At 62.8% G+C, this 24,621-nt stretch carries 27 protein-coding genes; 22 read left to right on the top strand and 5 right to left on the bottom strand.

Features of this window, described 5'->3' with window-relative positions; all coding sequences use genetic code 11:
* The first annotated feature begins 5 nt into the window (after nt 1-5).
* The 3 genes from ACSFBF_RS13935 to ACSFBF_RS13945 all read left to right on the top strand — a co-directional run bounded on the left by ACSFBF_RS13935 (nt 6) and on the right by ACSFBF_RS13945 (nt 2,742).
* Nucleotides 6-1,346: an adenylosuccinate synthetase gene (locus tag ACSFBF_RS13935; protein ID WP_435467853.1), complete on the top strand. Its 1,341-nt coding sequence runs from the start codon at nt 6-8 to the stop codon at nt 1,344-1,346.
* An 8-nt stretch (nt 1,347-1,354) separates the two neighbouring features.
* Entirely contained in the window at nt 1,355-1,780 is a 426-nt protein-coding gene (locus ACSFBF_RS13940; protein WP_435467855.1) for a hypothetical protein, read from the top strand.
* A 281-nt stretch (nt 1,781-2,061) separates the two neighbouring features.
* Nucleotides 2,062-2,742, top strand: a complete 681-nt coding sequence (locus tag ACSFBF_RS13945) for an alpha/beta hydrolase (RefSeq protein WP_435467857.1) — start codon at nt 2,062-2,064, stop codon at nt 2,740-2,742.
* 31 nt (nt 2,743-2,773) lie between these two features.
* Here the strand turns inward: ACSFBF_RS13945 and ACSFBF_RS13950 are convergent, their stop codons facing one another.
* The gene (locus tag ACSFBF_RS13950) at nt 2,774-4,021 is read right to left on the bottom strand and encodes an MFS transporter (RefSeq protein WP_435467859.1); all 1,248 of its coding nucleotides are present in this window, start codon (nt 4,019-4,021) and stop codon (nt 2,774-2,776) included.
* A gap of 69 nt (nt 4,022-4,090) precedes the next feature.
* Here ACSFBF_RS13950 and ACSFBF_RS13955 point away from each other — a divergent pair, with 69 nt between their 5' ends.
* From ACSFBF_RS13955 to ACSFBF_RS13990, 8 genes are all read left to right on the top strand, one after another.
* Complete coding sequence (locus tag ACSFBF_RS13955) at nt 4,091-4,885, top strand: AraC family transcriptional regulator (RefSeq protein ID WP_435467861.1); 795 nt, start codon at nt 4,091-4,093, stop codon at nt 4,883-4,885.
* 28 nt (nt 4,886-4,913) lie between these two features.
* Nucleotides 4,914-5,450, top strand: a complete 537-nt coding sequence (locus ACSFBF_RS13960) for a GrpB family protein (protein WP_435467863.1) — start codon at nt 4,914-4,916, stop codon at nt 5,448-5,450.
* A 15-nt stretch (nt 5,451-5,465) separates the two neighbouring features.
* Nucleotides 5,466-5,933 (top strand): GNAT family N-acetyltransferase, encoded by a 468-nt coding sequence (locus ACSFBF_RS13965; RefSeq protein WP_435467865.1) that lies wholly within the window; start codon nt 5,466-5,468, stop codon nt 5,931-5,933.
* 45 nt (nt 5,934-5,978) lie between these two features.
* Entirely contained in the window at nt 5,979-6,425 is a 447-nt protein-coding gene (locus ACSFBF_RS13970) for an SRPBCC family protein (protein WP_435467867.1), read from the top strand.
* Nucleotides 6,426-6,522: 97 nt separating this feature from the next.
* Nucleotides 6,523-7,026, top strand: a complete 504-nt coding sequence (locus ACSFBF_RS13975; RefSeq protein WP_435467869.1) for a YfbM family protein — start codon at nt 6,523-6,525, stop codon at nt 7,024-7,026.
* An 86-nt stretch (nt 7,027-7,112) separates the two neighbouring features.
* On the top strand, nt 7,113-7,502 hold the full coding sequence (locus ACSFBF_RS13980) for a DUF2750 domain-containing protein (RefSeq protein WP_435467871.1): 390 nt from the start codon (nt 7,113-7,115) through the stop codon (nt 7,500-7,502).
* Nucleotides 7,503-7,606: 104 nt separating this feature from the next.
* Complete coding sequence (locus tag ACSFBF_RS13985; RefSeq protein ID WP_435467873.1) at nt 7,607-8,332, top strand: DUF6348 family protein; 726 nt, start codon at nt 7,607-7,609, stop codon at nt 8,330-8,332.
* Between the two features lie 365 nt (nt 8,333-8,697).
* Complete coding sequence (locus tag ACSFBF_RS13990) at nt 8,698-9,459, top strand: SDR family oxidoreductase (RefSeq protein ID WP_435467875.1); 762 nt, start codon at nt 8,698-8,700, stop codon at nt 9,457-9,459.
* Between the two features lie 37 nt (nt 9,460-9,496).
* Here ACSFBF_RS13990 and ACSFBF_RS13995 read toward each other — a convergent pair whose 3' ends face one another.
* Complete coding sequence (locus ACSFBF_RS13995; protein WP_435467877.1) at nt 9,497-9,751, bottom strand: hypothetical protein; 255 nt, start codon at nt 9,749-9,751, stop codon at nt 9,497-9,499.
* Nucleotides 9,752-10,116: 365 nt separating this feature from the next.
* Here ACSFBF_RS13995 and ACSFBF_RS14000 point away from each other — a divergent pair, with 365 nt between their 5' ends.
* The 4 genes from ACSFBF_RS14000 to ACSFBF_RS14015 all read left to right on the top strand — a co-directional run bounded on the left by ACSFBF_RS14000 (nt 10,117) and on the right by ACSFBF_RS14015 (nt 13,600).
* Nucleotides 10,117-10,545: a hypothetical protein gene (locus ACSFBF_RS14000; RefSeq protein WP_435467879.1), complete on the top strand. Its 429-nt coding sequence runs from the start codon at nt 10,117-10,119 to the stop codon at nt 10,543-10,545.
* A 416-nt stretch (nt 10,546-10,961) separates the two neighbouring features.
* Nucleotides 10,962-11,948: a glycosyltransferase family 2 protein gene (locus tag ACSFBF_RS14005; RefSeq protein ID WP_435467881.1), complete on the top strand. Its 987-nt coding sequence runs from the start codon at nt 10,962-10,964 to the stop codon at nt 11,946-11,948.
* Nucleotides 11,949-11,955: 7 nt separating this feature from the next.
* Nucleotides 11,956-13,227, top strand: coding sequence for a TCR/Tet family MFS transporter (locus tag ACSFBF_RS14010; RefSeq protein WP_435467883.1), 1,272 nt, complete (start codon nt 11,956-11,958; stop codon nt 13,225-13,227).
* A gap of 82 nt (nt 13,228-13,309) precedes the next feature.
* Nucleotides 13,310-13,600 carry a DUF1330 domain-containing protein gene (locus ACSFBF_RS14015; RefSeq protein WP_435467885.1) on the top strand — a complete coding sequence of 97 codons (291 nt, stop codon included), beginning with the start codon at nt 13,310-13,312 and terminating at the stop codon, nt 13,598-13,600.
* Nucleotides 13,601-13,629: 29 nt separating this feature from the next.
* On the opposite strand, the gene ACSFBF_RS14020 is transcribed toward ACSFBF_RS14015, so the two are convergent.
* Nucleotides 13,630-14,520: a LysR family transcriptional regulator gene (locus ACSFBF_RS14020; protein WP_435467887.1), complete on the bottom strand. Its 891-nt coding sequence runs from the start codon at nt 14,518-14,520 to the stop codon at nt 13,630-13,632.
* Between the two features lie 82 nt (nt 14,521-14,602).
* Here ACSFBF_RS14020 and argC point away from each other — a divergent pair, with 82 nt between their 5' ends.
* A complete protein-coding gene (argC, locus tag ACSFBF_RS14025) occupies nt 14,603-15,541 on the top strand; it encodes an N-acetyl-gamma-glutamyl-phosphate reductase (RefSeq protein ID WP_435467889.1) in 939 nt (312 codons plus the stop codon).
* 30 nt (nt 15,542-15,571) lie between these two features.
* Here argC and ACSFBF_RS14030 read toward each other — a convergent pair whose 3' ends face one another.
* Nucleotides 15,572-16,546, bottom strand: coding sequence for an AraC family transcriptional regulator (locus tag ACSFBF_RS14030; RefSeq protein WP_435467891.1), 975 nt, complete (start codon nt 16,544-16,546; stop codon nt 15,572-15,574).
* A 124-nt stretch (nt 16,547-16,670) separates the two neighbouring features.
* Here ACSFBF_RS14030 and ACSFBF_RS14035 point away from each other — a divergent pair, with 124 nt between their 5' ends.
* The 4 genes from ACSFBF_RS14035 (at nt 16,671) to arr (ending at nt 19,903) form a co-directional block, all read left to right on the top strand.
* Nucleotides 16,671-17,507 carry an oxidoreductase gene (locus ACSFBF_RS14035; protein ID WP_435467893.1) on the top strand — a complete coding sequence of 279 codons (837 nt, stop codon included), beginning with the start codon at nt 16,671-16,673 and terminating at the stop codon, nt 17,505-17,507.
* Between the two features lie 126 nt (nt 17,508-17,633).
* Nucleotides 17,634-18,212 carry a dihydrofolate reductase family protein gene (locus ACSFBF_RS14040; protein ID WP_435467895.1) on the top strand — a complete coding sequence of 193 codons (579 nt, stop codon included), beginning with the start codon at nt 17,634-17,636 and terminating at the stop codon, nt 18,210-18,212.
* Nucleotides 18,213-18,451: 239 nt separating this feature from the next.
* Entirely contained in the window at nt 18,452-19,438 is a 987-nt protein-coding gene (locus ACSFBF_RS14045) for a serine hydrolase domain-containing protein (protein WP_435467897.1), read from the top strand.
* Between the two features lie 69 nt (nt 19,439-19,507).
* On the top strand, nt 19,508-19,903 hold the full coding sequence (gene arr, locus ACSFBF_RS14050) for an NAD(+)--rifampin ADP-ribosyltransferase (protein WP_435467899.1): 396 nt from the start codon (nt 19,508-19,510) through the stop codon (nt 19,901-19,903).
* Between the two features lie 68 nt (nt 19,904-19,971).
* On the opposite strand, the gene ACSFBF_RS14055 is transcribed toward arr, so the two are convergent.
* Nucleotides 19,972-21,708 carry a YadA family autotransporter adhesin gene (locus ACSFBF_RS14055; RefSeq protein ID WP_435467900.1) on the bottom strand — a complete coding sequence of 579 codons (1,737 nt, stop codon included), beginning with the start codon at nt 21,706-21,708 and terminating at the stop codon, nt 19,972-19,974.
* A 245-nt stretch (nt 21,709-21,953) separates the two neighbouring features.
* Here ACSFBF_RS14055 and ACSFBF_RS14060 point away from each other — a divergent pair, with 245 nt between their 5' ends.
* Nucleotides 21,954-22,892, top strand: coding sequence for a hypothetical protein (locus ACSFBF_RS14060; protein WP_435467902.1), 939 nt, complete (start codon nt 21,954-21,956; stop codon nt 22,890-22,892).
* Between the two features lie 78 nt (nt 22,893-22,970).
* A complete protein-coding gene (locus tag ACSFBF_RS14065) occupies nt 22,971-24,596 on the top strand; it encodes a phospholipase D family protein (protein ID WP_435467904.1) in 1,626 nt (541 codons plus the stop codon).
* Nucleotides 24,597-24,621: the final 25 nt, after the last annotated feature.

The following is a 24,621-nucleotide window of genomic DNA, read 5'->3' on the forward strand; positions in this document are numbered from 1 at the left end:
GCTGGGTGACTGCTGCCACGCGCTACGTCTCGCTGCTGGGCCTTGGATTTGGAGACTGCGGCAAGGGGCTCTTTACCGACCACCTGTGCGGCGCGCTGCAGGCCCACACCGTCGTGCGCTTCAACGGCGGCGCGCAGGCCGGACACAACGTGGTGCTGGCTGACGGTCGGCATCACACCTTCTCGCAATTCGGCGCCGGTAGCTTTCATGCAGGCGTGGGCACCGTGCTTGCAAGTCCGGTGGTGGTGCACCCGACGGCATTGCGCGTAGAGGAAGCGGCATTGCGCCGCGTGGGTGTGGAAGACGCTTTCTCGAGTTTGCTGATCGACGTTCGCTGCCGCGTGACCACCCCGTTCCACCAGGCTGCAGGGCGTTTGCGCGAATGGATGCGAGGGGAGGGCGCGCATGGCAGCTGCGGCGTGGGTGTTGGCGAGACCGTGCGGCACGCGCTTGCTTCACCCGACGAAGCCTTGCTCTACGGCGACTTGCTGCAGCCCGCACGCGCACTTGAAAAACTGGAAGCCTCGCGCACCACGCTGCTGCGCGAGTTCGCAACCAACGCAGTTCCCTTGCATGCAGATGCCGCGCAGGAGCTCGCCATGCTTCGAGACGACACGCTCGCACAGCGCTGGCTGGATGCCGTGGCGCCGTGCCTGAAGCAGTCGCCGCCCGCAAGCGCGGACCGCATCGCTGAACGCCTCGCGCAGCCCGGCACCGTGATCTTCGAAGGCGCGCAGGGCGTGCTGCTCGACGAGTGGCGCGGGTTTCATCCGCACACCACGTGGAGCACCATCTCGACCACAGCGGTCGAAGCCGTGCTGCGCGACATGAGCATCGATGCGCCCGTGCAGCACCTCGGCGTGCTGCGCAGCTATCTCACGCGCCACGGCTCAGGTCCGCTGCCCACGCACGACCGCGCGCTCGACGCGCGGCTGGCCGAACCGCACAACGCTGACGACGGCTGGCAAGGGGCGTTTCGGCGAGGGCATCCGGATGCGGTGCTGCTGCGGTACGCGCTCGATGCGGTCGGCAAGCTCGATGGGTTGGTGGCGAGCCATCTCGACGCCATCGAAGGATCGAACCTGCGCTGGTGCTCGGGCTATCGCAGCGCAGATGGTTCACGGCTCGACTCGTTGCCTCTCAGCGATGCGCCCGACCTCGATCACCAGCATGCCCTGACGCAACGGCTGAACACAGCGCAGCCGCTGTACGAGCCCGGCGCCATCGCCACGACGCAAGAATGGATCGAGCGCGTCGAGGCTCTCAGCGGCCTTGCCGTGAACTACGGCGCTTTCGGCCCGACACGCGACACGGTGCGCGCACTGCGGCCCGTCAGTCGCTTCTGAAAGACCTCGTGCCCTACAACACTCCCCTGATCGTCGGCGCCGCACTCAGCGCCATCGCCGCGCTGCTGCATATCTGCGTGATCTTCGGCGGGCCCGCGTGGTATCGCTTCTTCGGCGCGGGCGAGCGCATGGCCGCAGGTGCGGCGGCCGGGCATCTGTATCCGCCCATCGTCACGTTGCTGATTGCGTGCGTGCTGGGGGTGTGGGCCGCGTATGCGCTCTCGGGGGCAGGGGTGCTGCAACCGCTGCCGCTGCTGGTGTTCGTGCTGCCTGCAATCACGGCTGTGTACCTGTTGCGCGGGCTCGTCGTATTGGCGTTGTTCGTCTTCGATCGGCGGCGCTTGACGGCCTTCTGGGTGTGGAGTTCGGCGATCTGTCTCGTGTTCGGCATCTTCCATCTGGTTGGATTGATGCAGGTGTGGGAAAGTCTGTAGCCGATCGGAGTTGGACATTCGCGGTGAGCGCTCAACCAAGTTGCAGGACGCTCCAGCACAACGAACTAATCAAGGAACGCGACATGGAGACAAGAGGGATTCTTCGCAGGCTCATGTTCACGGCAGGTTGCGCCCTGCTGCTGGGGCTTTCAGGCTGTGGCGGCGGAGGTGGTGGCGGAGGTGGTGGCGGAGGAGGAGGCGCAGCGATATTGCCCGTAACGCCTGTAGTCACCACACCGCCGCCTGCGAACACCTCGAGTGGCCGGGTGGTCAGCATCTCGATGAAATCTGACGCCACGGGCGCGACCTACCCCATCCAGTTCTACCTGCCGGCCGGATACGACAGCGCAACGTCGTTCTATCCCGCGATCTACATCACCGATGGCGACGCCGTCTACAACAACAGCGTGACGCGCTTCAAGAACTTCACGGACATCCTCGAGGCGGCAGGCAAGAAAGCGATCGTCGTTGGCATTGGCGGCACCGCGCGCCGCAACACCGACTACCTGATGCCGGGCGCCAAGGCGTACCACGACTTTCTCACCGGCCAGCTGGTGCCGTATGTCGAATCGAACTACCGCGCCAACCCGGCCAAGCGCATGCTCTCGGGCTTGTCGAACGGCGGCATCTTCGTCGCATGCGCCTTCTTCATGGAGGGCGCGAGTCAATTCACCTTCCAGTACTTCTTCTCTTCCGAGGCGCCCTTCAACGGCGCACACGACCAGATCGACCCGCTCGAGAGCCAGATGTATGCGGTCAGCAGCGGGCGGGACGTTCCCGTGACCTTGCTGCTGGGATATGGCATCGGAAACGTCGGCGGACAGATCATCACGGCGATGTACGACCAGATCGCCAGCCGCAACTACAAGGGCTTGCAGCTGAGCGTGAAGGGCTATCCGGGCGGCCACACGCAGATGGACCTGCCGTCATTCGAGGACATCGTTGCGAGGTTCATCGATTAGCGGCGCAAGCCGGTTTCCCTTCTTCCATCGGTCAGGCCCGGCGGGTGCCCTTGGGCAACAAAGCCGCCACCACACCCAGCAGCGGCAGGTAGGCGATGGTCTGGTAGACGAAGGCGATGCTGGTGTGGTCCGCGAAGATGCCCAGCACCGCGGCGCCCAGCCCGCCCATTCCGAAGGCGAAGCCGAAGAACAGGCCCGACACCATGCCCACCTTGCCCGGCATCAGTTCCTGCGCATAGACCAGGATCGCCGAGAAGGCCGAGGACAGCACAAGCCCGATCACGACGGTCAGCGCCGTAGTCCAGAACAGATCTGCATGCGGCAGCAAAAGCGCGAACGGCGCCACGCCCAGAATGGACACCCAGATCACCGGCTTGCGGCCGATGCGATCGCCAACGGGCCCGCCGAGCAGCGTGCCCAGCGCCGAGGCGAAGAGGAAGAAGAACAGGTGCAGTTGCGCGTTCTGCACCGTCAGGCCGAAGCGCTCCATCAGGTAGAACGTATAGAAGCTGCTGATGCCCGCCACGTAGAAGTACTTGGAGAAGATCAGCACCAGCAGCACCGCGATGGCGCCCATCACCACCTTGGGCGGATACGGCGCCGCGGCGGCCGGCTTCTTGCGACCGGCGGCGGCGACATGGTGCGTTGCATACCAGCGGCTCACCTGCAGCAGCAGGACGATGCCCAGCAATGCCGCCAACCCGAACCAGGCCACGCTGCGCTGGCCGAAAGGCACGATGACGGCGGCAGCAAGCAGCGGCCCGATGGCCGTGCCCGTGTTGCCGCCCACCTGGAACACCGACTGCGCGAAGCCATGCTGCCCGCCCGAGGCCAGCCGCGCGATGCGCGACGACTCCGGATGGAAGATGGACGATCCGATGCCCACGAATGCCGCGGCCAGCAGCACAAAGCCGAAGCTGGGCGCGAAGGCCAGCAGCATCAGGCCAATCAGCGTGGACATCATTCCGAAGGGCAGCGAATACGGCTGCGGCCGGCGGTCGGTGAACAAGCCCACCAGCGGTTGCAGCAGCGATGCGGTCAACTGATAGGTCAGCGTGATCAGCCCGATCTGGGTAAAGCTCAACGAGAACTCGCCCTTCAGGATGGGATACATCGCCAGGATCAGCGACTGCATCATGTCGTTGATCATGTGCGAGCTGCTGATGCCGGCGAGGATGCCGAAGGCCGGCTTGGCTTTTTGAGAAAGAGAGGTCGGATCGCTGGCCGCGCCGGTCGGCGTGGCGCTGGCGTCCAGGGATGCTGCTGCGGAGGTTGTCATGGGAGAATTATCGAAAGCGCCGCCGCGCCTGTCTCGCACCAATCCACCAGAAACCCTCGCGAAAAGGACATGAACCCATCTCGCAAGCCCAAGGCCCTGCCTCAGGTGCTCAAAGAGATCGACGACGCGCCTTCGCCCATCACCGGCCGGGCCACCGACTACCCAAGCGGCTGGTACATCGAGCCGCATGCGCACACCAAGCACCAGCTGATCTATGCCGTGCGCGGCGTAATGGTGGTGCAGGCCCGGGCGGGCCGCTGGGTGGTGCCGCCCACTCGCGGCATCTGGATGCTGGCCGGCATGACCCACAAGATCCGCTGCATCGGAGAAGTACACATGCGCAGCCTGCAGGTGGCGACCGATGCTGCTCCCAAACTGCTGGGCGAGACCCGGGCGGTGGGCATATCACCCCTGTTGCGCGAACTCATCCGCGCCGCCATGGAGGTGCAGCAGCCTTACGTGCCTGGCACCCGCGACGGCCGCGTCATGCGCTTGATTCTGGACGAACTGCGTGCCTTGCCGGTGTTGCCACTGCACCTGCACATGCCGTCCGACCCGCGGCTGCTGCAGATCTGCGAACTGCTGCAGCAGCAACTGGACGACAGCTCCACCATGGCCGATTGGGCGCGGCGCCTTGCTGTGAACGTGAAGACCATCCAGCGCTTGTTCGTGAACGAGACCGGCATGACCTTCGGTCAATGGCGGCAGCAGGCTCGGCTGCTGCGGGCGCTGGAGCTGCTGGCCGCCGGCGAGAAAGTCATCGACGTTGCCCTTGCGCTGGGTTACGAAAGCCCCAGTGCCTTTGCCACAATGTTCCGCAAGCAATTCGACCAGACGCCCAGCCAGTTCTTTGCCGAAGGCTGAGTCCTCGCGGTAATCATCGGAACGAACCATGAAGATCGACGCATTCGACGAAGGCCTTGAGCACCGGAATATCGTTCCGTATGACCCTGCATACGCCCGCGTCTTCGCCGGGGTGCAGGAGTACGTGCGCATGCACCTGGCCGGCGTGGAACTCGTGCACATCGGGAGCACGGCGGTAGTCGGGCTGCGTGGCAAGCCGATGATCGACATCACGGCGATCACGTCCCGCGATGACCTTCGGGAAGAGCAGAAGGCATTCGAGCGCATCGGCTTTCACCGTCGGCCGGTCTGGGTCGACAGGGATGAGAAGCCGTATGTCTGTGGCTCCGTCTTGCATGAAGGGCGGCGCTTCAATGTCAACATCCACATCTGTCATCGCGGTGATCCTGTTCACAAGGATTCACTGGCCTTCATGGACATACTCAGCCGCCGCCCGGATCTGCGCAGAAGGTACGAAGAAGCAAAGGATCGCGCCCACGCGGTAGACCCGGCCGATCCCCAGATCTACAACCGGGAGAAAGAGGCCGTGATCAAAGAGATAGAGGCGCAGATTCCAAAGGCCTGAACAAAGGAAGGATGCATGGAAGTTCATCAAATTGGCGCTTCAGAACTCAAGGACCTTCTGGCCTTGTACAAGCATCTCCACGATACGGATGACCCCTTGCCCGACGCCGCAACTGTCGAGGCCGTCTGGCAAGAGCTGCTGAGCAACCCGCGCTACAAATATCTCGGCGGCTATGTGGACGGAAAACTCGTCGCAAGCTGCGCCCTCACCGTCATCCCGAACCTCACTCGCGGCTGCAGGCCCTATGGCGTGATCGAGAACGTCGTGACCCACGCTGACCATCGCAAGCGGGGACATGGCAAGGCGGTGCTCGCGGAGGCCTTGTCCTTTGCATGGACACAAGGCTGCTACAAGGTCATGCTGCTGACCGGCAGGAAGGACGAAGCGACCTTTCAGTTCTACGAGTCGGCTGGCTTCGATCGCAATGACAAGCAGGCATTCATTGCAAAGGTGCCTGCCGACCAGGGCCCTTCCTTCCCGTGAGCCTCGCAACGAGGCTCATCCTCTTCACTTCAGGAGAACACAACCATGGCTACCAACACCGTCCGTCTGCACCGCGTGCTGCGCACTCCGCCAGACCGGCTCTACCGTGCCTTCGTCGAGCCCGGCGCTTTCGAGCGCTGGCTGCCACCATTCGGATTCACCGGAAAAGTCCACAGCATGGAGCCCGTGGTCGGCGGCGCCTGGCGCATGTCGTTCACCACCTTTGGTACAGGCCACAGCCACTCGTTCGGCGGGAAGTACCTGGAGCTCGTTCCCGGTCAGCGCATTGCATACGATGCCACGTTCGACGACCCCAATCTGCCGGGCACCATGAAGACCACCGTGACGCTGACCCCAGTGTCCTGTGGCACTGAAATGGCTGTCGTGCAGGAGGGCATCCCCGACGTGATTCCTGTCGAGATGTGCTACCTGGGCTGGCAGGAGTCGCTTGTCGCGCTGGCTCAGTTGGTCGAGCCGAATATTCCGGGTTGAGGGGGGCGCTTTTTATTAAAGCCGACCTTCGATCATCAGTCTCTATGCCCGACTGCAACGGGGCGCAGCACGGCCTAAATCGAAAAGGACTTACAAAATGAGCTGTCTCGGTGTTCATTTCGCTCTTACCCAAGACGATGCGATGGCCCTGGAGGCCATCGAAAACGACGATGATCGTCTCGCACATGTGACAGAACAGATAGAGGAGCGCTACTTCAAAGAAGCCGAGGCCTACGTTGCAGAGTCCGACAAGTCGTGGGATGCAATGCATCGGGCCCTCTCGGATGGAATGCTGTCATGGTCGGGCGGAGCCTATCCGCTCAACCACGTCGTCTTGGGCGGCAGATGCCTCTACTCCAAAGACGACTACATCATGAGCTTGAAGACGCCAGCTCAAGTCCAAGATATTGCGGCAGCCCTGGTGCTTGTTGGCGAGACCGAATTCAGGCAGCTCTATAACAATATCAATGCCAAAGATTACGACGGCGACATTTCCGACGAAGACTTCGAGTACACGTGGACTTGGTTCGTTGGTGTAAAGGATCTGTACGCCAAGGCGTCCGCTGAAGGTCGTTTCGTGCTTTTCACTGCTGACCAGTGAAGCCGAATTCGGCCAGGACCAGTCATTCGCGACAACGAGCCAAAGTCGACGAGCAACCAAACATTTTCAACATTCGGAAGCAACCAATGAAGCGGCTTCATGAACAAGAGATTTCCGCGGTGCTCAAGACCGATGCTCCTACCCGCTACGCGCACTTCGTCGGCCAGGTGGCCGATTGGGAGGTTGTATGGGGTCTTCGCGGCCCTGATGGATGGGTTTCAGTTGCCGATACGGAGGGCCCCATGTTTCCGGTGTGGCCGCATGAGCCATATGCACGCATGCTGGCCGTGGACTTGTGGGCGAATGCAACTCCGACGCCGATCGAAGTTCACGAGTGGATCGAGAAGTGGCTGCCCGGTTTTGCCCAAGACCGCATGAAGATTGCTGTCTTCCCCACTCCCGAGGGCAAGATAGTCATCGTTGATCCGCTTCGGTTGCGAAGTGATATTGAGGCGGAGCTTGATCGCATCGAATGACTACGTGCAGCCGCTTCGGGCTCATTTGAGCCATTTAGGGAATGGCCAGGATGCCGTGCCAAACTAAATGTTCATCACCAAACCTCAGAGGAAAGGGTAATTCAATGCACCCTGTGATCCGTCTTCTCGCAACCCTCATCGTGTTATTGAGCAGCGTGGCACACGCAGGACAGGGGCGCGAGTACGTCAACTCCTATTTCGAACTCTGGCTCAAGGCCCACAACTTCACGAAATTCGAGAAGAAGCCGAATGGGCTTTTCTTCCCCGCGCAAGGGGTACTTCTCGACGGTGAGATCCATGAGGCAAAGGAGTTTGCCTCCAGCAAGTTGTACTCGGTCGAATCCCGGGTTTCCATCACGTTCAAGGATGGGCGCCGGCTCGACGATTTTGTCGTGGGCATTGGGAGCACCGCCGAGGAGGCGTTCAAAGACTCGCTGCAGAACTTCTGTCTTACGACATTGCACCCGATCTACGCGGAGCTCTTCGATCATGCCGACTCCCATGTCAGAAAGGATGCATGGGAGATCAATGGCACTCGGCGCCGGATTTTCTTGTCCGAGTGGGGGCAGCGGGGCGTGTCGATCAATGAGGCCACCCAGAAGCAGATTGAGCAGTTGATCGCTGCGGAGTTGCGGAACAGCTCCCCGACAAAGGAACTGCAATGGGCGAAGCTGGTTGTCCTGATCGTCAAGGGGAAGGTGGAGCAGGTGGTGTTCACGGTCAACGGCATGCAGGACGAGCGCATTACGCGACGGCTCTCCGCCTTCAAGTGGCCAGCCTCCGGCGAATTTACGATGGCGAAATTGTTCTTTGTGATCGGCGGGGCTTAACTACCAGAGTAGCGGTCAAAGGCCGGCACCGATGAAGCATTGACGACAGCGCAGCGCCACGCTTATAGTCGCCCCCGCAGTTGCCTCCACGGCACTGTCGTAGGCGTTACCGTCATCCAACGCGTCCTTTGTCGAGAGGATCCCAGCAGGGAGTGTCTCGACGCACTAAAGGAGCCTTTGGCATGACATCACTTCCCTCATCCTGACCCCTTTGCCACGCTTGTCGCACTGATCCTCGGTCGACTGGCGCTGGACTCGTTCATCTTTTCCTTTCACAAGCCGCATCGCCGATCCTTTCGAGGACGAGGCGAATGCACTGTCACGTCACCTGCGTACGACCCCAACGCACCAAGGAGTAGCGAATCATGAAAATGACCGGCAACACAATTCTCATCACCGGCGGAACCAGCGGCATCGGCCGTGCGCTCGCCGAAGCTTTTTACGACCGCGGCAATCGCGTCATCGTCTCGGGGCGACGGCAGGCCCTGCTCGATGAAATCACGGCAAGCCGGCCGGGCATGGTCGGGATGCCGCTCGACCTTGATGACCCGGCCTCGTTGCCTCGTCTTGCCGAAGACGTTCGTGCGCGCTTTCCCGAACTCAATGTGCTTGTCGCCAACGCCGGCATCTCGCGAGCGGAGAACATGGCCGCGGACGGCTGGGATGTTTCTGCCGCCCAGGCAATCGTGGAGACGAACATCATGGGCGTGCTGCGCGTGACGGCGGCATTCTTGCCCGTGCTGAAAAGGAAGCCAGACGCGGCAATCATGGCGACCAGCTCCAACCTTGCCTTCGTGCCCCGGGCCGATTTTCCGACCTATTGCGCCAGCAAGGCATTCGTGCACTCCTGGCTTCAATCGGTGCGCCATCAGCTGCGCAATGTTCCGGTCGAAGTGCTTGAACTGGCACCGCCCTATGTGCAGACGGAACTCACAGGTGACAGCCAAGCATCCGACCCGCGCGCCATGCCGCTTGCCGCGTACGTGGCGGAGGTCATGCAGCTGCTGGAGTCGCAAGACCACCCCCGGGGCGAGGTGCTGGTCGAGCGCGACAGAGCCAGGCGCTGGGCCGAGCGGGATGGCCGCTACGACGCTACCTTTGCCGCCATGAACCCGACTGCGGCCTAGTTGGAAGGGGAGGCCGCGCCAGTGGCGCGGCTTCGCCTCAAAAGCGCGCGCTCTCCTGAAACAACGCCGCTGCCTCTCGCGCCAACTCCGCCGCGAGCCAGAGCACGTTGTTCAGATGCTCCGAGTCTTCCTGCTCGCCCCATCGGCCGTCCCCATGCAGGCACCACAGCAGCGATCGCAACTGCTCCAGCTTGTTTTCCAGAAGATCCGACGGGCCCGGTCCAGTCGCGGTAGTAGCGGTTGCGTCGGGAGATGCCGGCGTGTGAGGCCGGGCCATAATTCGTTTAGCCATTTGGTGTGCGTCCTTCCAAGGTTGTGCACGTCACTTGGTTAGACGGCTGGGGTGTTTCCGCACCCTGGCCGTCGCCTTTTGTGCCTCACGTTTGCATCGATGCGCGGGTGCGTCGATGGCCCGCCGTGAGGCGATGCGGTTTGCTTATGTGGCTTGCTGTTGGTGCTGTCTTCCTTGCCCGCATAGCGGGGTGTTTGGTTGCGAGGGCATTTACTTTAGAGAAGAGCGGCGCGGTGCGGAAAAGCAAATGCGCTAGGAAGTCTCGATTTGCGGGAATAACTTTTCTTCAGCCCACAATGGCAGCTTGAGTACAACGAAGTCGTGGCGTCGGGCTTCTTTTCCACTGAACGAGCAAGGGAGCTTCTATGGATTTCGAATCGCTGCTGGGGCGGCAGCTGAAGGATGACGAGGTTGTCGAAGTGTTGGAGGTGCAGGACATGCAAGTCGTCTACGACTTCGACCGGACACACGAGAATCTTGAGGATGTTTATTGGGCTGCAGCACAAGCGTCCGGTTTTCAGTTCCGCTTCGACCAAGACCAGAAGCTGGACGTTGTGTTTCTCTATATCGCGGCCAGCGAGGGTTTCAGGCCTATCGCGCGTGACGAAGTGGGCATCCCCTTGTATGAGAGCTTCGATGAGGCGAAGCAGGGCTTCATGCGGGAGGGAATTTCTTTCAGAGAAAGCTCTGGGGAGAAATGGTGGATCAAAGGCGATTTTGGGTCCAACACACGGCACTACGAGTTTCAGGACGACGCGCTGTTTCGTGTCACGCTGAGCATGAAAGCGGCATAGGCTGTGCCGACGGCAATGTCTCGATTGGCGTCCGTCAGGGCGCGCATCGCAACTACCGTTTCCGGCCACAAGCCGGTATCGATGTCGATTGCTTCACTAACTTTCTTCGTATCTATCCGATCGGTGTCCGTCTACTGTCCGCGCCACCATTCTTCAAATAGACGTGACTTCGCTAGAGCGACAGGATGCCCAGGCAAGCCAGATTCATACTTTGTTATGAACGCAGGCAAGAACTCTCGCAGCCTCTCCTGGCCATTCACCGCACCAGACTAGTACTTCAGTCAGCTCGATCACGCATCGCTTTTGCGCAAAACCAACCGCCAGGACTGCATGTCGGCCCGAGCCCGTAACAACGCTTGAAATTGTCATCGGTTCGGGCCCACACTCCGAACGCCTGTCACTCTGGATAGATCGCGATGTCCTTTTCGTTCGGTGCCGTTGTCGTCACTTATTTCCCCACCGACGGGCAACTGACGAACCTCCATTCGCTTGCAGAGGCGTGCCCGCGCCTTTGCGTGGTCGACAACACGCCAGAAGTGGGCGACTGGCATCGCACGCTTGTCGACGCGGGGATCGCCGTGCTGCACAACGGCAACCGTGGCGGCATCGCGGGTGCCTTCAACTGCGGCATCGTCGAGCTCGAAGCGCGGGGCGTTGAACTCTTCTTTCTGCTCGATCAGGATTCGGAGCTGCCGGCCGGCTACTTCGATGCCATGTGCCAGGCCGCGGTAGCGGCGCAGGGCAGGAAACACGATCGCGACACGGGCGATGACGGCGTGAGTGAAGAAGACGCTGCCTTCCTGATCGGCCCGCTCGTCCACGACACGAACCTGGACGCACTGATTCCGCAATTCGGCCTGGAGGGCAAGCGTGTCTATCAATTCGACCTGCGAAAGCCCTTCACCGAGCCGCTGGTTCGCTGCGCCTTCCTGATCTCTTCTGGCTCTTTGATTTCGCGCGCGGCCTGGGCCAGGATCGGTCGCTTCGACGAGCGCTACGTGATCGACCACGTCGACACCGACTATTGCATGCGCGCACTGCACCGCGACGTACCGATTTATCTGAATCCGCACGTCGTGCTTCGGCACCAGATCGGCGATATCCAGACCAGGTCGCTGTTCGGTTGGAAGATCTACGTCATCAACTATTCGGCCGTGCGGCGCTATTACCAGACGCGCAATGCCCTCGACCTCTCGCGGGCGCATGTGCGCGCCTTTCCCGCGATTTTGTTCATCAACGTCTACACGCTGAAGCAGATCCTGCCCATGTTGATGTTCGAGCGCGATCGTTTGAGAAAGTGCATTGCACTGATAGTCGGCTTCTTCGATGGCTTGCTTGGTCGGCTTGGTGGCATCCGCGAGGCGCGTCCCCGGATGAGCAAGTACCTGAGTCGCAGCGGTTGAACTCACGATGACCTCGACCCTTCAAGCGCCGCGCGCCCGCCGTGCCGCGCTCGCTTTTATATTCGTGACCGTGCTGATCGACTTCCTGGCGTTCGGGTTGATTCTTCCTGGTCTGCCGCATCTGGTGGAGCGCCTGGCTGGTGGCAGTACCGCAACAGCGGCGTACTGGATCGCGGTGTTCGGTACGGCGTTTGCAGCTATCCAGTTCATCTGCTCGCCGATTCAGGGCGCATTGTCCGATCGCTTCGGGCGGCGACCGGTGATTCTTCTGTCGTGCCTGGGGTTGGCCGTGGACTTTGTGTTCATGGCCCTGGCCAGCAGCTTGCCGTGGCTGTTCATCGGCCGGGTGGTGTCTGGTGTGTTCTCGGCCAGCCTTACTGCAGCCAACGCTTACATCGCCGATGTGACGCCGCCAGAGGAGCGCGCCAAGAGCTACGGCATAGTGGGCGCGGCGTTCGGCGTGGGCCTGGTGCTCGGGCCGGTGCTCGGTGGGCAACTGAGCCACATCGATTCACGCTTGCCGTTCTGGTTCGCGGCCGGCCTGACCATGCTCAACTTCTGCTACGGATGGTTCGTGTTGCCGGAGTCGCTGCCTTCGGAACGGCGCAGCCGGAAGTTTGACTGGTCGCATGCCAATCCGATCGGATCGCTGGTGCTGCTGAAGCGCTACCCGCAGGTGTTCGGGCTGGCGGCGGTGATTTTCCTTGTGAACCTCGCGCAGTATGTTTATCCCAGCGTGTTCGTGTTGTTCGCCGACTACCAATACCGCTGGAAGGAAGACGCCGTCGGTTGGGTGCTCGGACTGGTGGGCGTGCTCAGCGTGTTGGTCAACGTGCTGTTGATCGGGCCGGGCGTGAAGCGCTTCGGCGAGCACCGCACCCTGTTGTTCGGGCTGGGGTGCGGCGTGCTCGGCTTCGTCATCTACGGCTTCGCCGATGTCGGCTGGGTCCTTGTGGCTGCGCTGCCGTTCGGCACGTTGTTGACGGTCGCCGGACCGGCGGCACAGACGCTGCTCACCAAACAGGTCGATGCTAGTGAGCAGGGTCGCGTGCAGGGCGCGTTGACGAGCCTGGTGTCGGTGGCAGGCATCGTCGGACCAGCGACGTTCGCCGGCAGCTTCGGCTATTTCATCGGTGCGGACGCACCGGTGCATTTGCCAGGCGCACCGTTTTTCATTGCCGCGGTGTTCCTGGGTATCGGCGCGCTGATCGCGTGGCGTTACGCACGGCCGACGGTGGCGGTGGACGCAACAGCAGCGGCGGTAGTCGAGCCGACCTAGCACGGCCTTCTCGACCATGCCTCGGCAAGGTCATGGGCAACGGAAGCTATATTGTTCATTCAGCAACAAGAGAGAAGTCACCATGGCAAAAGCCTATTGGGTCAGTGCGTACCGTGCCGTCAAGGACGCCGACAAACTTGCAGCCTATGCGAAGCTGGCCGGCCCGGCGATCACCGCCGGCGGTGGGCGCTTTCTGGCGCGTGGCCTGCCCGCCAAGGTCTACGAGTTCGGTTTGTCCGAACGCACTGTGTTGATCGAGTTCGACAGCATCGAGCAAGCTACATCCGCGCATGACAGTCCCGATTACCAAGCCGCGCTTGCTGCGTTGGGCGACGGCGCTGAACGGGATCTACGGATCATCGAAGGGGTCTGAGCAACCGCGGGCCAGGGCCCGGCGCCGACTCAAGCAGCCGAATCCCTCGCAGGCAGCAACGCCTCCAAGACGAAACGTGTCGGGCCGCTGGCGCCCCGGTCGCTGACCGCGAGACCCAGCTGCCGCCATAGAGCCGGGCTGAGCGGGCGGACGGCGATGCGAGGATCACGCGCGGGCTCGTGCGATTCCTCCGGCAGCAAGGCCGCTCCGTAGCCGGCGGCGACCAGCGTCCTGATCGCATCGTTGTAGTTGAGCTCGATGCGCGGCCGGCAATGGACGCCAGCCGCAGAGAACCATTCCGCTGTCAGCCGGTAAAGACGTGTGGACGAGTCGTTCATGATCAGCGGTCGCTGGGCGAGCCACTGCGGGGTAAGCCGCTTGGGTGCTTTCCAGTCCGCCGGCAGAAAGGCGACGACAGACTCGCGCCGCAGAGGCGTGACATGCACACCGCGCACAGGCGCCTGCGGCAGCGCCACTACCGCCAAGTCAAGGCTGCCTGCGGCGAGCCGGGCCATGCTGTCGTTGGAGGTCAGCACCTGCACGTTCACGTCGATGCCGGGATGGTTCCGGGCAAGGCGTTCGAGTGCGGGCGGCAGCAGGTGCGCAATGGCGCCTGTCGAGGCTCCCACCCGTACGCGGCCCGTTTGGCCGGCGAGCTGACGTCGAACGTCCTCCACTGCGTCGTCCGCGTCCGCCAGCAGCCTGCGGGCACGCGCGATGAAGCGCTCACCCAAGGCGGTTGCTTGCGCGGGCCCCCGCCCGCGAACGAGCAACTGGCCACCCAGGCGCGACTCCAGTTCCGCGATCTGAACGGTGACGGTGGGTGCCGCTAGGTGAAGGGCGCGCGCAGCATTGGCCAGGGACCCGAGGTCGGCGATGGCGACAAGGGTGCGCAGATGGTCAAGGCTCAGTTCCCGCATATCGCTAATTTAACTTTTCTTAATCTGGGGTTCCGTATATTTAGCTGGAGCCATCGAGGTCGTATCCCTACGATTGCGCCCTATGGACCTCAATATTTTCATCGACGGCGACCAGGGCACTACTGGACTTGACCTGCAGAACCGCCTGCGGGGTGGGGAATTTCGCATCCGCACACTGCCGACAAGCCTGCGCAAGGATGCGGCTGCCCGACGGGCCGCTCTCAACGAGAGCGACATCGCAATCCTTTGCCTGCCCGATGCAGCGGCGCGCGACGCGGTGGCGATGATCGATAACCCTGCCGTGCGTGTCATCGACGCCAGCTCTGCGCACCGCACCAGCCCGGGTTGGGTCTACGGCCTGCCGGAACTCGATGCTCGGCAAGGCGAACGTATCGCCTCGGCACTGCGGGTCACGAATCCGGGCTGCTATCCCACCGCCGCGGTCGCCCTGCTGCGACCACTGACCGATGCGGGCCTGTTGCCCGCCGACTATCCGCTTGTCATCCACGCCGTCTCAGGCTATTCGGGTCAGGGCAGGGCGGGGGCGGAAGCGCATGAGGCCGGAGCTGGGGGTGCAGGAGCGCATTCGCTGAAGGTCTATGGTCTTGCACTCGAGCACAAGCACGTGGCGGAAATCGAGGCCTATGGCGGCTTGGCGGAGCGGCCCATCTTCGTGCCGGCCTATGGCAGCTACCGGCAGGGCATCGTGCTCACCATCGGACTGCACGCGCGAATGCTTCCCTCTGATGTTTCGGGCGTGCGCATCCACGAATGCCTTGCGGAGCGATATCGCGATGCGGCGCACGTGCGCGTAATGCCGATGTCGTATGCCGTGCCGATGACCGAACTGGACCCGCAAGTCCACAACGGCTCGAACGACATGAGCCTGGCCGTGGCATTCAATGAACGCACAGGTCAGATCGTCTTGAGCGCGGTTCTCGACAATCTGGGTAAAGGTGCCGCAGGCGCGGCCGTGCAGAACCTGCGCCTGATGACGAGGGCCTCGCAGCCCTCGTTGTGAAGCCACATTGCAGGAGCCGGTCTGCGTCAATCAATGGGACGACACCCATGCTTGCTCTCGCGGCAATGGCGGCATTGCGAAGCTCGACTTCAGGCGAACAATCTCATCGCTCGGACTGAGTCCGAAAAAGCGCTTGAACTCGCGACTGAACTGCGACGCGCTTTCATATCCCACCTCGATGCTCGCGGCGGACGCCGTCTTCTCGTTTCGCAGCATCAGCAGGCGTGCTTGATGAAGGCGTACCGACTTGAGGTACTGCATCGGGGAACTTTGGGTGACGGTACGAAAGTGCGCGTGAAACGTAGGGATGCTCATGCCCGCCTCGTGGGCCAGGTGGTCGACGGTAAGGCGATCGCTGTACGTGCTGTGGATGCGCCGCACAGCCTTGGCGATCTTTCCGAACTGGCCCCGACCAGCGAGCGCCGCGCGCATCGATGCTCCTTGCTCTCCGATGAGCACCCTGAAATAGATCTCGCGCACGATTGCCGGCCCGAGCAATACAGCTTCCACCGGTGAACTCATCGCTTCGAGAAATCGAAGGACGGTCTGCGCCAACGCGTCGTCCATCGGTGTCGAGAACATGCCTACTGGTGCGGTCCTTGAACTCCCGGTGAGTTCGTCGACCTGCAACGCAAGGCCGGCGAGGACGGCGAGATCGAGGCTGAAGTAGATCGCAAGCAAAGGCTCGTCGGCGGTGGCGTCGGTCTCCATGGTGAACGGGACCGGCACGGACACCGCGAGGTAGTGCTGGGCGTCGTAGAGGTAGACCTGATTTGCCCAGAGGCCACGCTTGCGACCCTGGCAGACGATGACGATCCCGGGTTCATAGAGCACGGGAGTCGATGCCAGCGGGCGATCGGAGCGAAGAAAACGCACGTCCGGCAGCGCCGTCAGTGTGTAGCCCTCTCGAGGCGCGAGCCGCTTCAAGAGCGCCACCATGCTGGCCTGGCGCGCCTCGTGGGTGCCGGGAGCGTGATCGGTGGACGGTGCGCGTGACTTACTCATTCAGCGTACTGTGCATCAATTCAGGCAAAAGGCGGCCAGAAGGCATGCATCCTTCATAGGAATAGGCAAGCCAAACATAGCATCGGGACTGGCTCGCGGCGCCCCCAATTCCGAGAATCGATGCATGAAAAACACCAGGACATTCTTCATCACAGGCGTCAGCAGCGGCTTCGGTCGCGCCATCGCCAACGCCGCGCTACAGGCCGGCCATCGCGTCGTCGGGACCGTTCGAACCAAGCAGGCGGCAGCGGAATTCAGAGCGCAAGTTCGCGCAGAGGCGCATGTGAAGCTGCTCGACGTGACGCAGTTCGACGCTGTCGCACCACTGGCGGCCGCCGTCGAAGCGGAGCTTGGGCCGGTGGACGTCGTGATCAACAACGCCGGGTATGGCCATGAGGGCATCCTGGAGGAGTCGTCGCTCGACGAGATGCGCCGCCAATTCGACGTCAACGTCTTTGGCGCGGTTGCCGTCATCAAGGCGTTCCTGCCGTTCATGCGCCAGCGCCGGCGCGGCCACATCGTCAACATCACGTCGATGGGCGGCTACATCACGATGCCCGGCATCAGCTACTACTGCGGCAGCAAGTTCGCCCTCGAAGGGATTTCCGAGACGCTGGCAAAAGAGGTGAAGGGCCTCGGCATCGCAGTCACGGCTGTCGCCCCAGGCTCCTTCAGGACAGACTGGGCCGGCCGCTCGATGGTTCGCAGTGCGCGTTCCATCAATGACTACGACACCTTGTTCGACCCGATCCGGCAATCGCGCGTGGACAAGAGCGGCAAGCAACTGGGCGATCCGGCCAAGGCTGCTGCGGCGATCCTCACTTTGGTGGACATGCCGGAGCCGCCGGAGCACTTGCTGATCGGCAGCGACGCGCTGGGGTTGGTGCGAGCAAAGCTCGACGCCATGCAGGCGAGCCTGACGAGCCATGAAGCGCTGACTCGCTCGACCGACATTGCTTGATGTTGCGTCTTCCGCTGATGGTGGTCGCTGTCGAAGTCCACTACCATCCGCACCACATTCGTCAAGCAGCGGCCGCCTTGCACAAGCCAATCCTCAGAACCTCCAACCCCAAGCACGGAGATCCGAATGAGAAAGCTCAAGATCATGGAGCACATATCGCTGGACGGCGTGATCCAGACCTCCAGCGATGACGATTTCCCCTACGCTGACTGGACCGTGCCCTATCGAACTCCCGCGGGCCGGGATGAAGTCTTCGCCGCGCACGGCGGGCGCTTCGATCTGCTGCTTGGCCGTCGCACCTACGATTTGTGGTCAGGCTTCTGGCCGAAGGCACCGAGCAGCCCGATGTCGGATGCCTTGAATGCGGCTACCAAATATGTCGTTACCCATCGCCCGGAAAGTCTTGAGTGGGGCCCGTTCGAAGGCCTTGGACTAGATGTCGTCGAGGGCATTCGCCGCGTCAAGTCGCAGGCTGGGCCGGACCTGGTCCTCTGGGGTAGCTCCACGCTGACATCGACGCTGTTCGAACATGGGCTTGCAGATGAGGCCATGCTGATCGTCTATCCGGTCCTGCTGGGCACCGGGAAGCGCCTCTTTGCGGAGGGAACGCCGCCACGCTCTTTCGAGCTCGCCAGTACGAAGGCAATGCCGTCCGGCATCATCCTCACTGCCTACAAGTTCGCGGGGCCTTTGAAGACCGGATAGCTGAACGGCGTGGCATTCCCGCTGCGGCTGAAATATCTGCAAACTCCACCCGAGGATGAACTATGAAACGGCGCCGGTTTGCCTCATTTCTTGGCGGGGCTGCGCTTGCATCGCTCCCTGGGTTGCCAGCGTTCGCGGATGCGTCCGATGCCTGTGGCGCTCCAACAGCGCGAGGCGATGGGTGGGCGATCTCCGCCAACAGTGACGACAAGCTCATCGATCGCGGCCCCCTATGCAGGATGGCCGATCAGCTCGCGGCCTCGTCCAACATACATTCCGTGCTGGTCGCCCGCAGCGGAAAGCTGGTGTTCGAGCGGTACTTCAGTGGCTCCGACCAGGTACCCGGCCTCTTCTTTGGCAGTCGGGTGAAAGATGTCACCTTTCACGCCGATACCCTGCATGACGTGAAGTCGGTTTCAAAAAGCGTCGCGTCGCTTGCAGTGGGAATCGCCATTGATCAGGGGCTGATCCGCAGCGTCAACGAACCGATCTTCAGCTTCTTTCCCGAATTGGCGGATTTGCGTTCCCCTGAAAAGGATCGCATCCAGCTGGTACATGCGCTCACCATGTCGATGGGTCTGAAGTGGGTGGAGGCGACCCCCGCCACCGGGGAGGACAACGACGAGTCGCGCATGCACAGGGCTGCCGAGCCGTCTCGCTACGTTCTGGGACTGGAGTCGACTGCGCCACCGGGCCAGGAGTTCTTCTACAACACCGGCGCGCTCACCCTCGTCTCCGCCATTGTCCGCAAGGCTACCGGACGCCCCCTGGACGAATTTGCCCGGACAGAGTTGTTCAAACCTCTGGGCATTACCGACTTCGAGTGGAGTCGAGTGAAGGGGGATACGGATGCGGGAGGGGGATTGCGCATGCGGCCGCGCGACATGGCGAAGATCGGCCAGCTTGTCCTCTCTGGCGGTCGCTGGAACGACCGCCAGATCGTTTCCAGGGATTGGATCGAGACCTCGACAACATCGAAGCTCAAGGCGACGGACGATCAGTTCTACGGGTATCTCTGGTGGCTCGGCCGCGCCCGAGCCAATGCGCGCGTCGTCAACTGGATTGGCGCACTGGGTCGGGGCGGCCAGTCGATTCGCATCGTTCCGGAGCGCGATCTCGTTGTCGTGGTGACCGCAGGTTATTACCAGGACTACAACCCGCCAGCGTTCAAGCTGCAGTTCAGCGTTTTCAGGGACGTCCTCCAAGCGATTCCGCCAATGGGCTGAATTGCGCATGCGGACGACGGCCCCGCGTAGACTCCGCGGCTTTTTCTTTCTGCAGAGGAGCGACCCACGATGGCTATCTTGGACGCCGACCCCTACTTCCACGGCACGCGGGCGGACCTTCAGGTGGGCGATCTGCTCACGGCCGGCTTTCGGTCAAACTACGACGGCCGCGTCGTCATGAACCACATCTACTTCACCGCTTGGCCCAAGGGCGCCGGGCTGGCTGCCGAAATGGCGAGGGGCGACGGCCGTGGCCGCGTCTACATCGTCGAACCCACGGGCGCCTACGAGGACGATCCCAACGTCACCGACAAGAAGTTCCCGGGCAATCCCACACGCTCGTACCGAAGCCGACAGCCTCTGCGAATCGTCGGCGAACTGGAGACCTGGGAGCCCTTCGATCCGGAGTACATCCGGCAGCTCAGGGAGCGCGTACGCGTTGGCATGGGAGAGATCATCAACTGAATCCCGCGTGCCGCGAGTCGATACGGTTCGCTCAGCTGGATTGTTGTGGGCACTTCTTTCCACACCTCTCACCACGCATACCCCGCCTGCACCCGAGCCGCCACCCTGCTATTGTTCCCACTGCTCGTAGCAGTCGAAACCCCCACCCCCAGATTCAGGTTGTCATTGACCTGATAGCCAAACGCGAAGCCCACAGCCGACGCACCCGCATAGTTGCCCACGGCCGCACCCATCCATTTCTTGCCCACCGGCAGCGTAGGCATCGACGGCATGGCCAGCGCAGCAGCCACGCCCTGCGCAGCAAATGCATTGGCCTGGCTGGTTGCGTTGCTCACCGCCTGCTGCAGCTGATTGACGTTGACTGCATCGGTGCCCAGCACCCCCGGCGCGACATTCGTGATGCCGCGCAACTGACCGGTGGCGGCGTTACCCACCGACACGGTGTTGTCGCGCTCCGCCACGGAGCCCTGGCCCAGTGCAACCGCGTTGCTGCCCGAGGCCAATGTGTTGGCGCCCAGCGCGACGGCGTTGTTGCCGGTGGCGATGGCGTTGTTGCCAACTGCGGTGGTGGGGTCGGCCAGCGCCTTGGCGCCGGCGCCGATGGCGACCGAGCCCGTGTTGCTGGCTTGCGCCCCGTTGCCGATGGCCACGGTGTTCTCGCCATTGGCCTGCGCGTTGGTGCCCATCGAGGTGCTGCCCGCACCGCTGGAACTGGCGCCGGGGCCACAGGCCACGGCACCGCCCGCGCCCACCGCGCACACGCCGCTGGCCAGGGCCTGGTTCATCAATGTCTGCAGCGCCGTCACCTGCTGCACGGTGAAGTTGTTGGCCGTGGTGATGGCAGTCTGTTGCGCCTGCTGCACCTGGCCGACGTTGGCTGCATCGGTGGTCGCCTGGCCCGCGCTCACGTTGCTGATCGTGGTGCCGGCGCCGCCGTTGGCGTTGAGCTGCAGCGATGTGCCGCCCGCGCCGTACTGCGCCGAGTTCTGCGCGAGAGACTGCGCAGTCGAGGCGGTCTGCTGCACGGTGTAGAGCTGGCTGCCGTTGACGGCATCGGTGCTCGTGGCATTCACTGCACCGGCACTGACGTTGACCAGTGCGCGTGTCTGGCCGGCGGACCCGAAGGAGACTGTGTTGGCCGCGGTGGCGACCGAGTTCGCGCCGATGGCGACGCTGTTGGTCGCGCCGCTCGATACCTGGCTGCCGGAACCGAGGGCCACGCTGCCCGTGGCCAATGCCGCCGCTCCAGAAGACCCGCCGTTCGCGCCGCCGATCGCGGTGCTGCCGTTGCCCGACGCCACGGCGCCCTGGCTTGTGCCCGAGGCGCTGCCGATGGCGATCGCGGAATTGCCCGAAGCCTGCGCGCCGCTGCCGCCTGTCGGGGCGGGGTTGCCGCAACAACCGTCGCCGCCCATGCCTCCCGCGCCGAGCGCGATTGCACCGCCCGCCGAGGCCTGGGCGCCGCTTCCTCCTGCGCCGCCCGTTCCTCCCGCTTCGCCCAGCGCCCCGGTACCACCGCCGCCGATGGCGGTCGCGCCGCTTGCGGTTGCGCTGGCGCCCGACCCACCCGTGCCGCCGGTTCCGCCAGAGGCTCCTGTGCCGCCATCACCGCCTGCACCGATCGAGGTGGCCCCGTCTCCCGAGACCACGGCCGCGCCGCCTCCGGCGCCTCCCGATCCGCCGGACTGCCCGGCGCCTCCGTTGCCCACGCCGCCGGCAACATAGCCTGCCGCATGCGCGCTTCCCACGGCAAGCAAGGCGACCGCCGGCAAATACCGAAGCGCGTGTTGGAGTCGAGTGAGCATGATGATTCTTCCCTTGTGAAAACCAGATAAGACAAACGCGGGCGAGTGTGTCTTTTCGTTTTCAGAAGGGCCATACCCGAGAACTGGTAAATCCGGCCCTGGCAGCGCCTGGCATCGAGGCCGGTTCAGCGCTTCGCTTTGCCCAGAAAGGTGCGGGTTGGCGGCTCGCGTGCCCAATTCATGGGAGGTGAAAAGTATTCATTCGATGGGAAACTCGTCGCCTCCCGGTTTTCAAGGTGCCGCGCATGCCCAGGCTGTCCGACTACGTCCGTCAGAACTTTCCCATCGAGCTGCAGTTGGGCAAGGTTCGCCATGCCATCCAGTTTGCAGACGGCCTCGGCCCCAGATTGATGAATCAGGAGCTGACGGTCGAAAGATGCCGGGAAATCGTCGACCAGGTGGTGCTGAAGCCCGCTGCCGGCAATCACCGCCATGTGCGCTTCGTCGGATTCGACCAGGCACGGGTCGACGAACTGGGGACTTGCCTCGACACCGCACTCCTGATGCTCCAGGAAGCCAGGCGCCATGTCGGCCTGTACACATGGCCGGGCAAGACGAGCTACGAAACCATATTCGGTTCGCGGGCGTGGCACGGCAGCAGCGCGACCCGCAAGGCAGGCATTGCCGGCGGCAACGCAAGCGCCGAGTCCGGGTTCGCGTCGCGCGCGAGCTATGTGCGAACCAAGATAGACCAGATGGTGGTCGACCTGCGCGATCCACGCTGGATGGTGTACGACAGCAAGGAAAAAGGCGACGCCGCCTTGTTGAAGGGCGGCAGGGGCGGCTACCTCATGGCGATCGGGCCGGCATTTCCCAAGGGGGCGGTCGGGCACTTCCATGCCGGTGTGCTGATCCACGAAGTGGGGCACAACCTCGGACTCGCCGACATCTGCGGAGTGTGTCAGGAGCATCATGACCTGCTCAATGCCGCGCACTACGCGCCCCGTGCGGATGCCAATATCCCGCAATGCAAAGGCAACAACGCTCATGGAGAGCTGGCAGCTTCGGGAGGGGGCCACTTCATCGGGTCGAAGCAGGTGAAGCGCCTTGCGGATGGACACAAGAACGCCACCATCTACAACACCGACTCCTACCGCTGGTACTGCTACGCCTTCTTCAAGAATGAGGTGGACGCGGGCATTGCGAAGCACAAGGCGTTGTCGCGGGCGGCGCCGACGGTCTGACGGTCAGGCTCGCGTCATACTCTCGGCCGGATCATCCCCACGCGGGATGTTGCGCCAACCGAGCCGGGAGTAGAAGAAATGATGACTGCATGCTGGCGTGCGCCGCTTGCCGCACTGGCGCTTGCCTTCTCGCTGCTGATGAGCGCGTGCTCCAGCCTGCCGCCCCGTGTGCCGGACCAGCCCGTCAGCGCCATCGCCGATTTCTCGGCCACGCCATTGAGCGCGATCACGCAGAAGGTTTTGCCCACGGACGCCCGCTCGGGCTTTCAGTTGCTGCCCTATGGCCCCACATCCTTCGCCACCCGCATGGCAATGGCGAAGCTCGCCACGCGCAGCCTCGATGTGCAGTACTACCTGCTGGCCGCAGACAACACCGGCCGCGCCCTGATGCGCGAACTGCGCGACGCCGCGCTGCGCGGTGTGCGCGTGCGGCTACTGGTCGATGACCTCTACACCACCGGCGAAGACGATCTGCTGCTGGCGCTCGCCAGCTACCCGAACGTGCAGGTACGCCTGTTCAATCCGTTTCCTGGCGGACGCGGCAGCGACGTGACGCGCTTCATCAGTTCCGGGCTTGAATTCGGCCGCATCAACCGGCGCATGCACAACAAGCTGTTCGTGGCCGACAACGCTGCGGCGGTGGCGGGCGGGCGCAACATGGCAGACGAATACGTGATGAATGCCGCGGGCAGCAACTTCGTCGACATGGACGTCTTCGCGGCAGGCCCGGTGGTGCGCGAACTGTCGAACGAGTTCGACCACTACTGGAACAGCGAAGTCGTCTACCCCGTGGGCCAGATCGCCCGCAGCACGCTGACACCCGCGCAACTGCAGCAGAACTTCGAAGCGCTCACAGCCACGGCAAAGCCGCCCGAGGCATTCCGAATCCCGCTGGACGGCAAGATCCTCAACGCCAGCGCAAACGAGCCTTCCGTCGTGCCGCTCGACATGGTGCCGATGCTGAACCTGCCTTTCGAGCTGGCCGAGCACCAGTTGAGCCCGCTGCTGTGGGCCAATGCGCGCGTGCTGTTCGATCCGCTCACCAAGACCGAGGGCCTGAACGAGCGCGAGAACTCCATCAAGGGCACGGTGACCGAAGGCGTGATTAAGTGGTTCGAGACTTCGCGCTCCAGCATCAAGATGGTGTCGCCGTATTTCGTTCCGTCCGATGCGGCCGTGGCCAACCTGGCGCGAGCGCAGGCCGAGGGCATCAGCGTGTCGCTGGTCACCAACTCGCTTGCGTCCACCGACGAGCCATGGGTGTACGTGGGCTACTGGCCGCACATCCACGAACTGCTCAAGTCCGGCGTGACCATCTACGAGCTGAGCCCCACGCTGAGCGTGAAGCGCGGCAAATACGGCATCTTCGGCCACCGCACGGGCGCGTTGCACATGAAGAACGGCATCGTCGACCAGAAGCAGGTGTTCCTCGGCTCGATGAACCTCGACCCCCGCTCGGCCCGGCTCAACACCGAACTGGGCGTGATCATTGACAGCCCGGAGATGGCGCGACAGCTGCTGAGCTTCGCGGATGCGGGCAGCTCCTATCGCTTGCGGCTCGACGCCACTGGCCGGAACGTCGAGTGGGTAGAAGAAGACGAGGACGGCAAGGAGACGGCCTACGACGTGCCGCCCGAAACCTCGGCGTGGCAGCGCTTCAAGCTGCGGTTGATCGCGCCGTTCATTCCGCAGAGCCAGCTGTAGCGGCTCCGCGTTCGCCGGCTCGCGC

This window comes from Variovorax nivicola (genome assembly GCF_051216475.1).
In the GTDB taxonomy this organism is placed as follows: Bacteria; Pseudomonadota; Gammaproteobacteria; order Burkholderiales; family Burkholderiaceae_C; genus Variovorax.

Coding starts and splice junctions, on each gene's coding strand:
- ACSFBF_RS13945 (WP_435467857.1), top strand. CDS start 2,062: ATGAAATCTGACGCCACGGGCGCGACCTACCCCATCCAGTTCTACCTG.
- ACSFBF_RS13950 (WP_435467859.1), bottom strand. CDS start 4,021: ATGACAACCTCCGCAGCAGCATCCCTGGACGCCAGCGCCACGCCGACC.
- ACSFBF_RS13955 (WP_435467861.1), top strand. CDS start 4,091: ATGAACCCATCTCGCAAGCCCAAGGCCCTGCCTCAGGTGCTCAAAGAG.
- ACSFBF_RS13960 (WP_435467863.1), top strand. CDS start 4,914: ATGAAGATCGACGCATTCGACGAAGGCCTTGAGCACCGGAATATCGTT.
- ACSFBF_RS13965 (WP_435467865.1), top strand. CDS start 5,466: ATGGAAGTTCATCAAATTGGCGCTTCAGAACTCAAGGACCTTCTGGCC.
- ACSFBF_RS13970 (WP_435467867.1), top strand. CDS start 5,979: ATGGCTACCAACACCGTCCGTCTGCACCGCGTGCTGCGCACTCCGCCA.
- ACSFBF_RS13975 (WP_435467869.1), top strand. CDS start 6,523: ATGAGCTGTCTCGGTGTTCATTTCGCTCTTACCCAAGACGATGCGATG.
- ACSFBF_RS13980 (WP_435467871.1), top strand. CDS start 7,113: ATGAAGCGGCTTCATGAACAAGAGATTTCCGCGGTGCTCAAGACCGAT.
- ACSFBF_RS13985 (WP_435467873.1), top strand. CDS start 7,607: ATGCACCCTGTGATCCGTCTTCTCGCAACCCTCATCGTGTTATTGAGC.
- ACSFBF_RS13990 (WP_435467875.1), top strand. CDS start 8,698: ATGAAAATGACCGGCAACACAATTCTCATCACCGGCGGAACCAGCGGC.
- ACSFBF_RS13995 (WP_435467877.1), bottom strand. CDS start 9,751: ATGGCTAAACGAATTATGGCCCGGCCTCACACGCCGGCATCTCCCGAC.
- ACSFBF_RS14000 (WP_435467879.1), top strand. CDS start 10,117: ATGGATTTCGAATCGCTGCTGGGGCGGCAGCTGAAGGATGACGAGGTT.
- ACSFBF_RS14005 (WP_435467881.1), top strand. CDS start 10,962: ATGTCCTTTTCGTTCGGTGCCGTTGTCGTCACTTATTTCCCCACCGAC.
- ACSFBF_RS14010 (WP_435467883.1), top strand. CDS start 11,956: ATGACCTCGACCCTTCAAGCGCCGCGCGCCCGCCGTGCCGCGCTCGCT.
- ACSFBF_RS14015 (WP_435467885.1), top strand. CDS start 13,310: ATGGCAAAAGCCTATTGGGTCAGTGCGTACCGTGCCGTCAAGGACGCC.
- ACSFBF_RS14020 (WP_435467887.1), bottom strand. CDS start 14,520: ATGCGGGAACTGAGCCTTGACCATCTGCGCACCCTTGTCGCCATCGCC.
- argC (WP_435467889.1), top strand. CDS start 14,603: ATGGACCTCAATATTTTCATCGACGGCGACCAGGGCACTACTGGACTT.
- ACSFBF_RS14030 (WP_435467891.1), bottom strand. CDS start 16,546: ATGAGTAAGTCACGCGCACCGTCCACCGATCACGCTCCCGGCACCCAC.
- ACSFBF_RS14035 (WP_435467893.1), top strand. CDS start 16,671: ATGAAAAACACCAGGACATTCTTCATCACAGGCGTCAGCAGCGGCTTC.
- ACSFBF_RS14040 (WP_435467895.1), top strand. CDS start 17,634: ATGAGAAAGCTCAAGATCATGGAGCACATATCGCTGGACGGCGTGATC.
- ACSFBF_RS14045 (WP_435467897.1), top strand. CDS start 18,452: ATGGCCGATCAGCTCGCGGCCTCGTCCAACATACATTCCGTGCTGGTC.
- arr (WP_435467899.1), top strand. CDS start 19,508: ATGGCTATCTTGGACGCCGACCCCTACTTCCACGGCACGCGGGCGGAC.
- ACSFBF_RS14055 (WP_435467900.1), bottom strand. CDS start 21,708: ATGCTCACTCGACTCCAACACGCGCTTCGGTATTTGCCGGCGGTCGCC.
- ACSFBF_RS14060 (WP_435467902.1), top strand. CDS start 21,954: ATGCCCAGGCTGTCCGACTACGTCCGTCAGAACTTTCCCATCGAGCTG.
- ACSFBF_RS14065 (WP_435467904.1), top strand. CDS start 22,971: ATGATGACTGCATGCTGGCGTGCGCCGCTTGCCGCACTGGCGCTTGCC.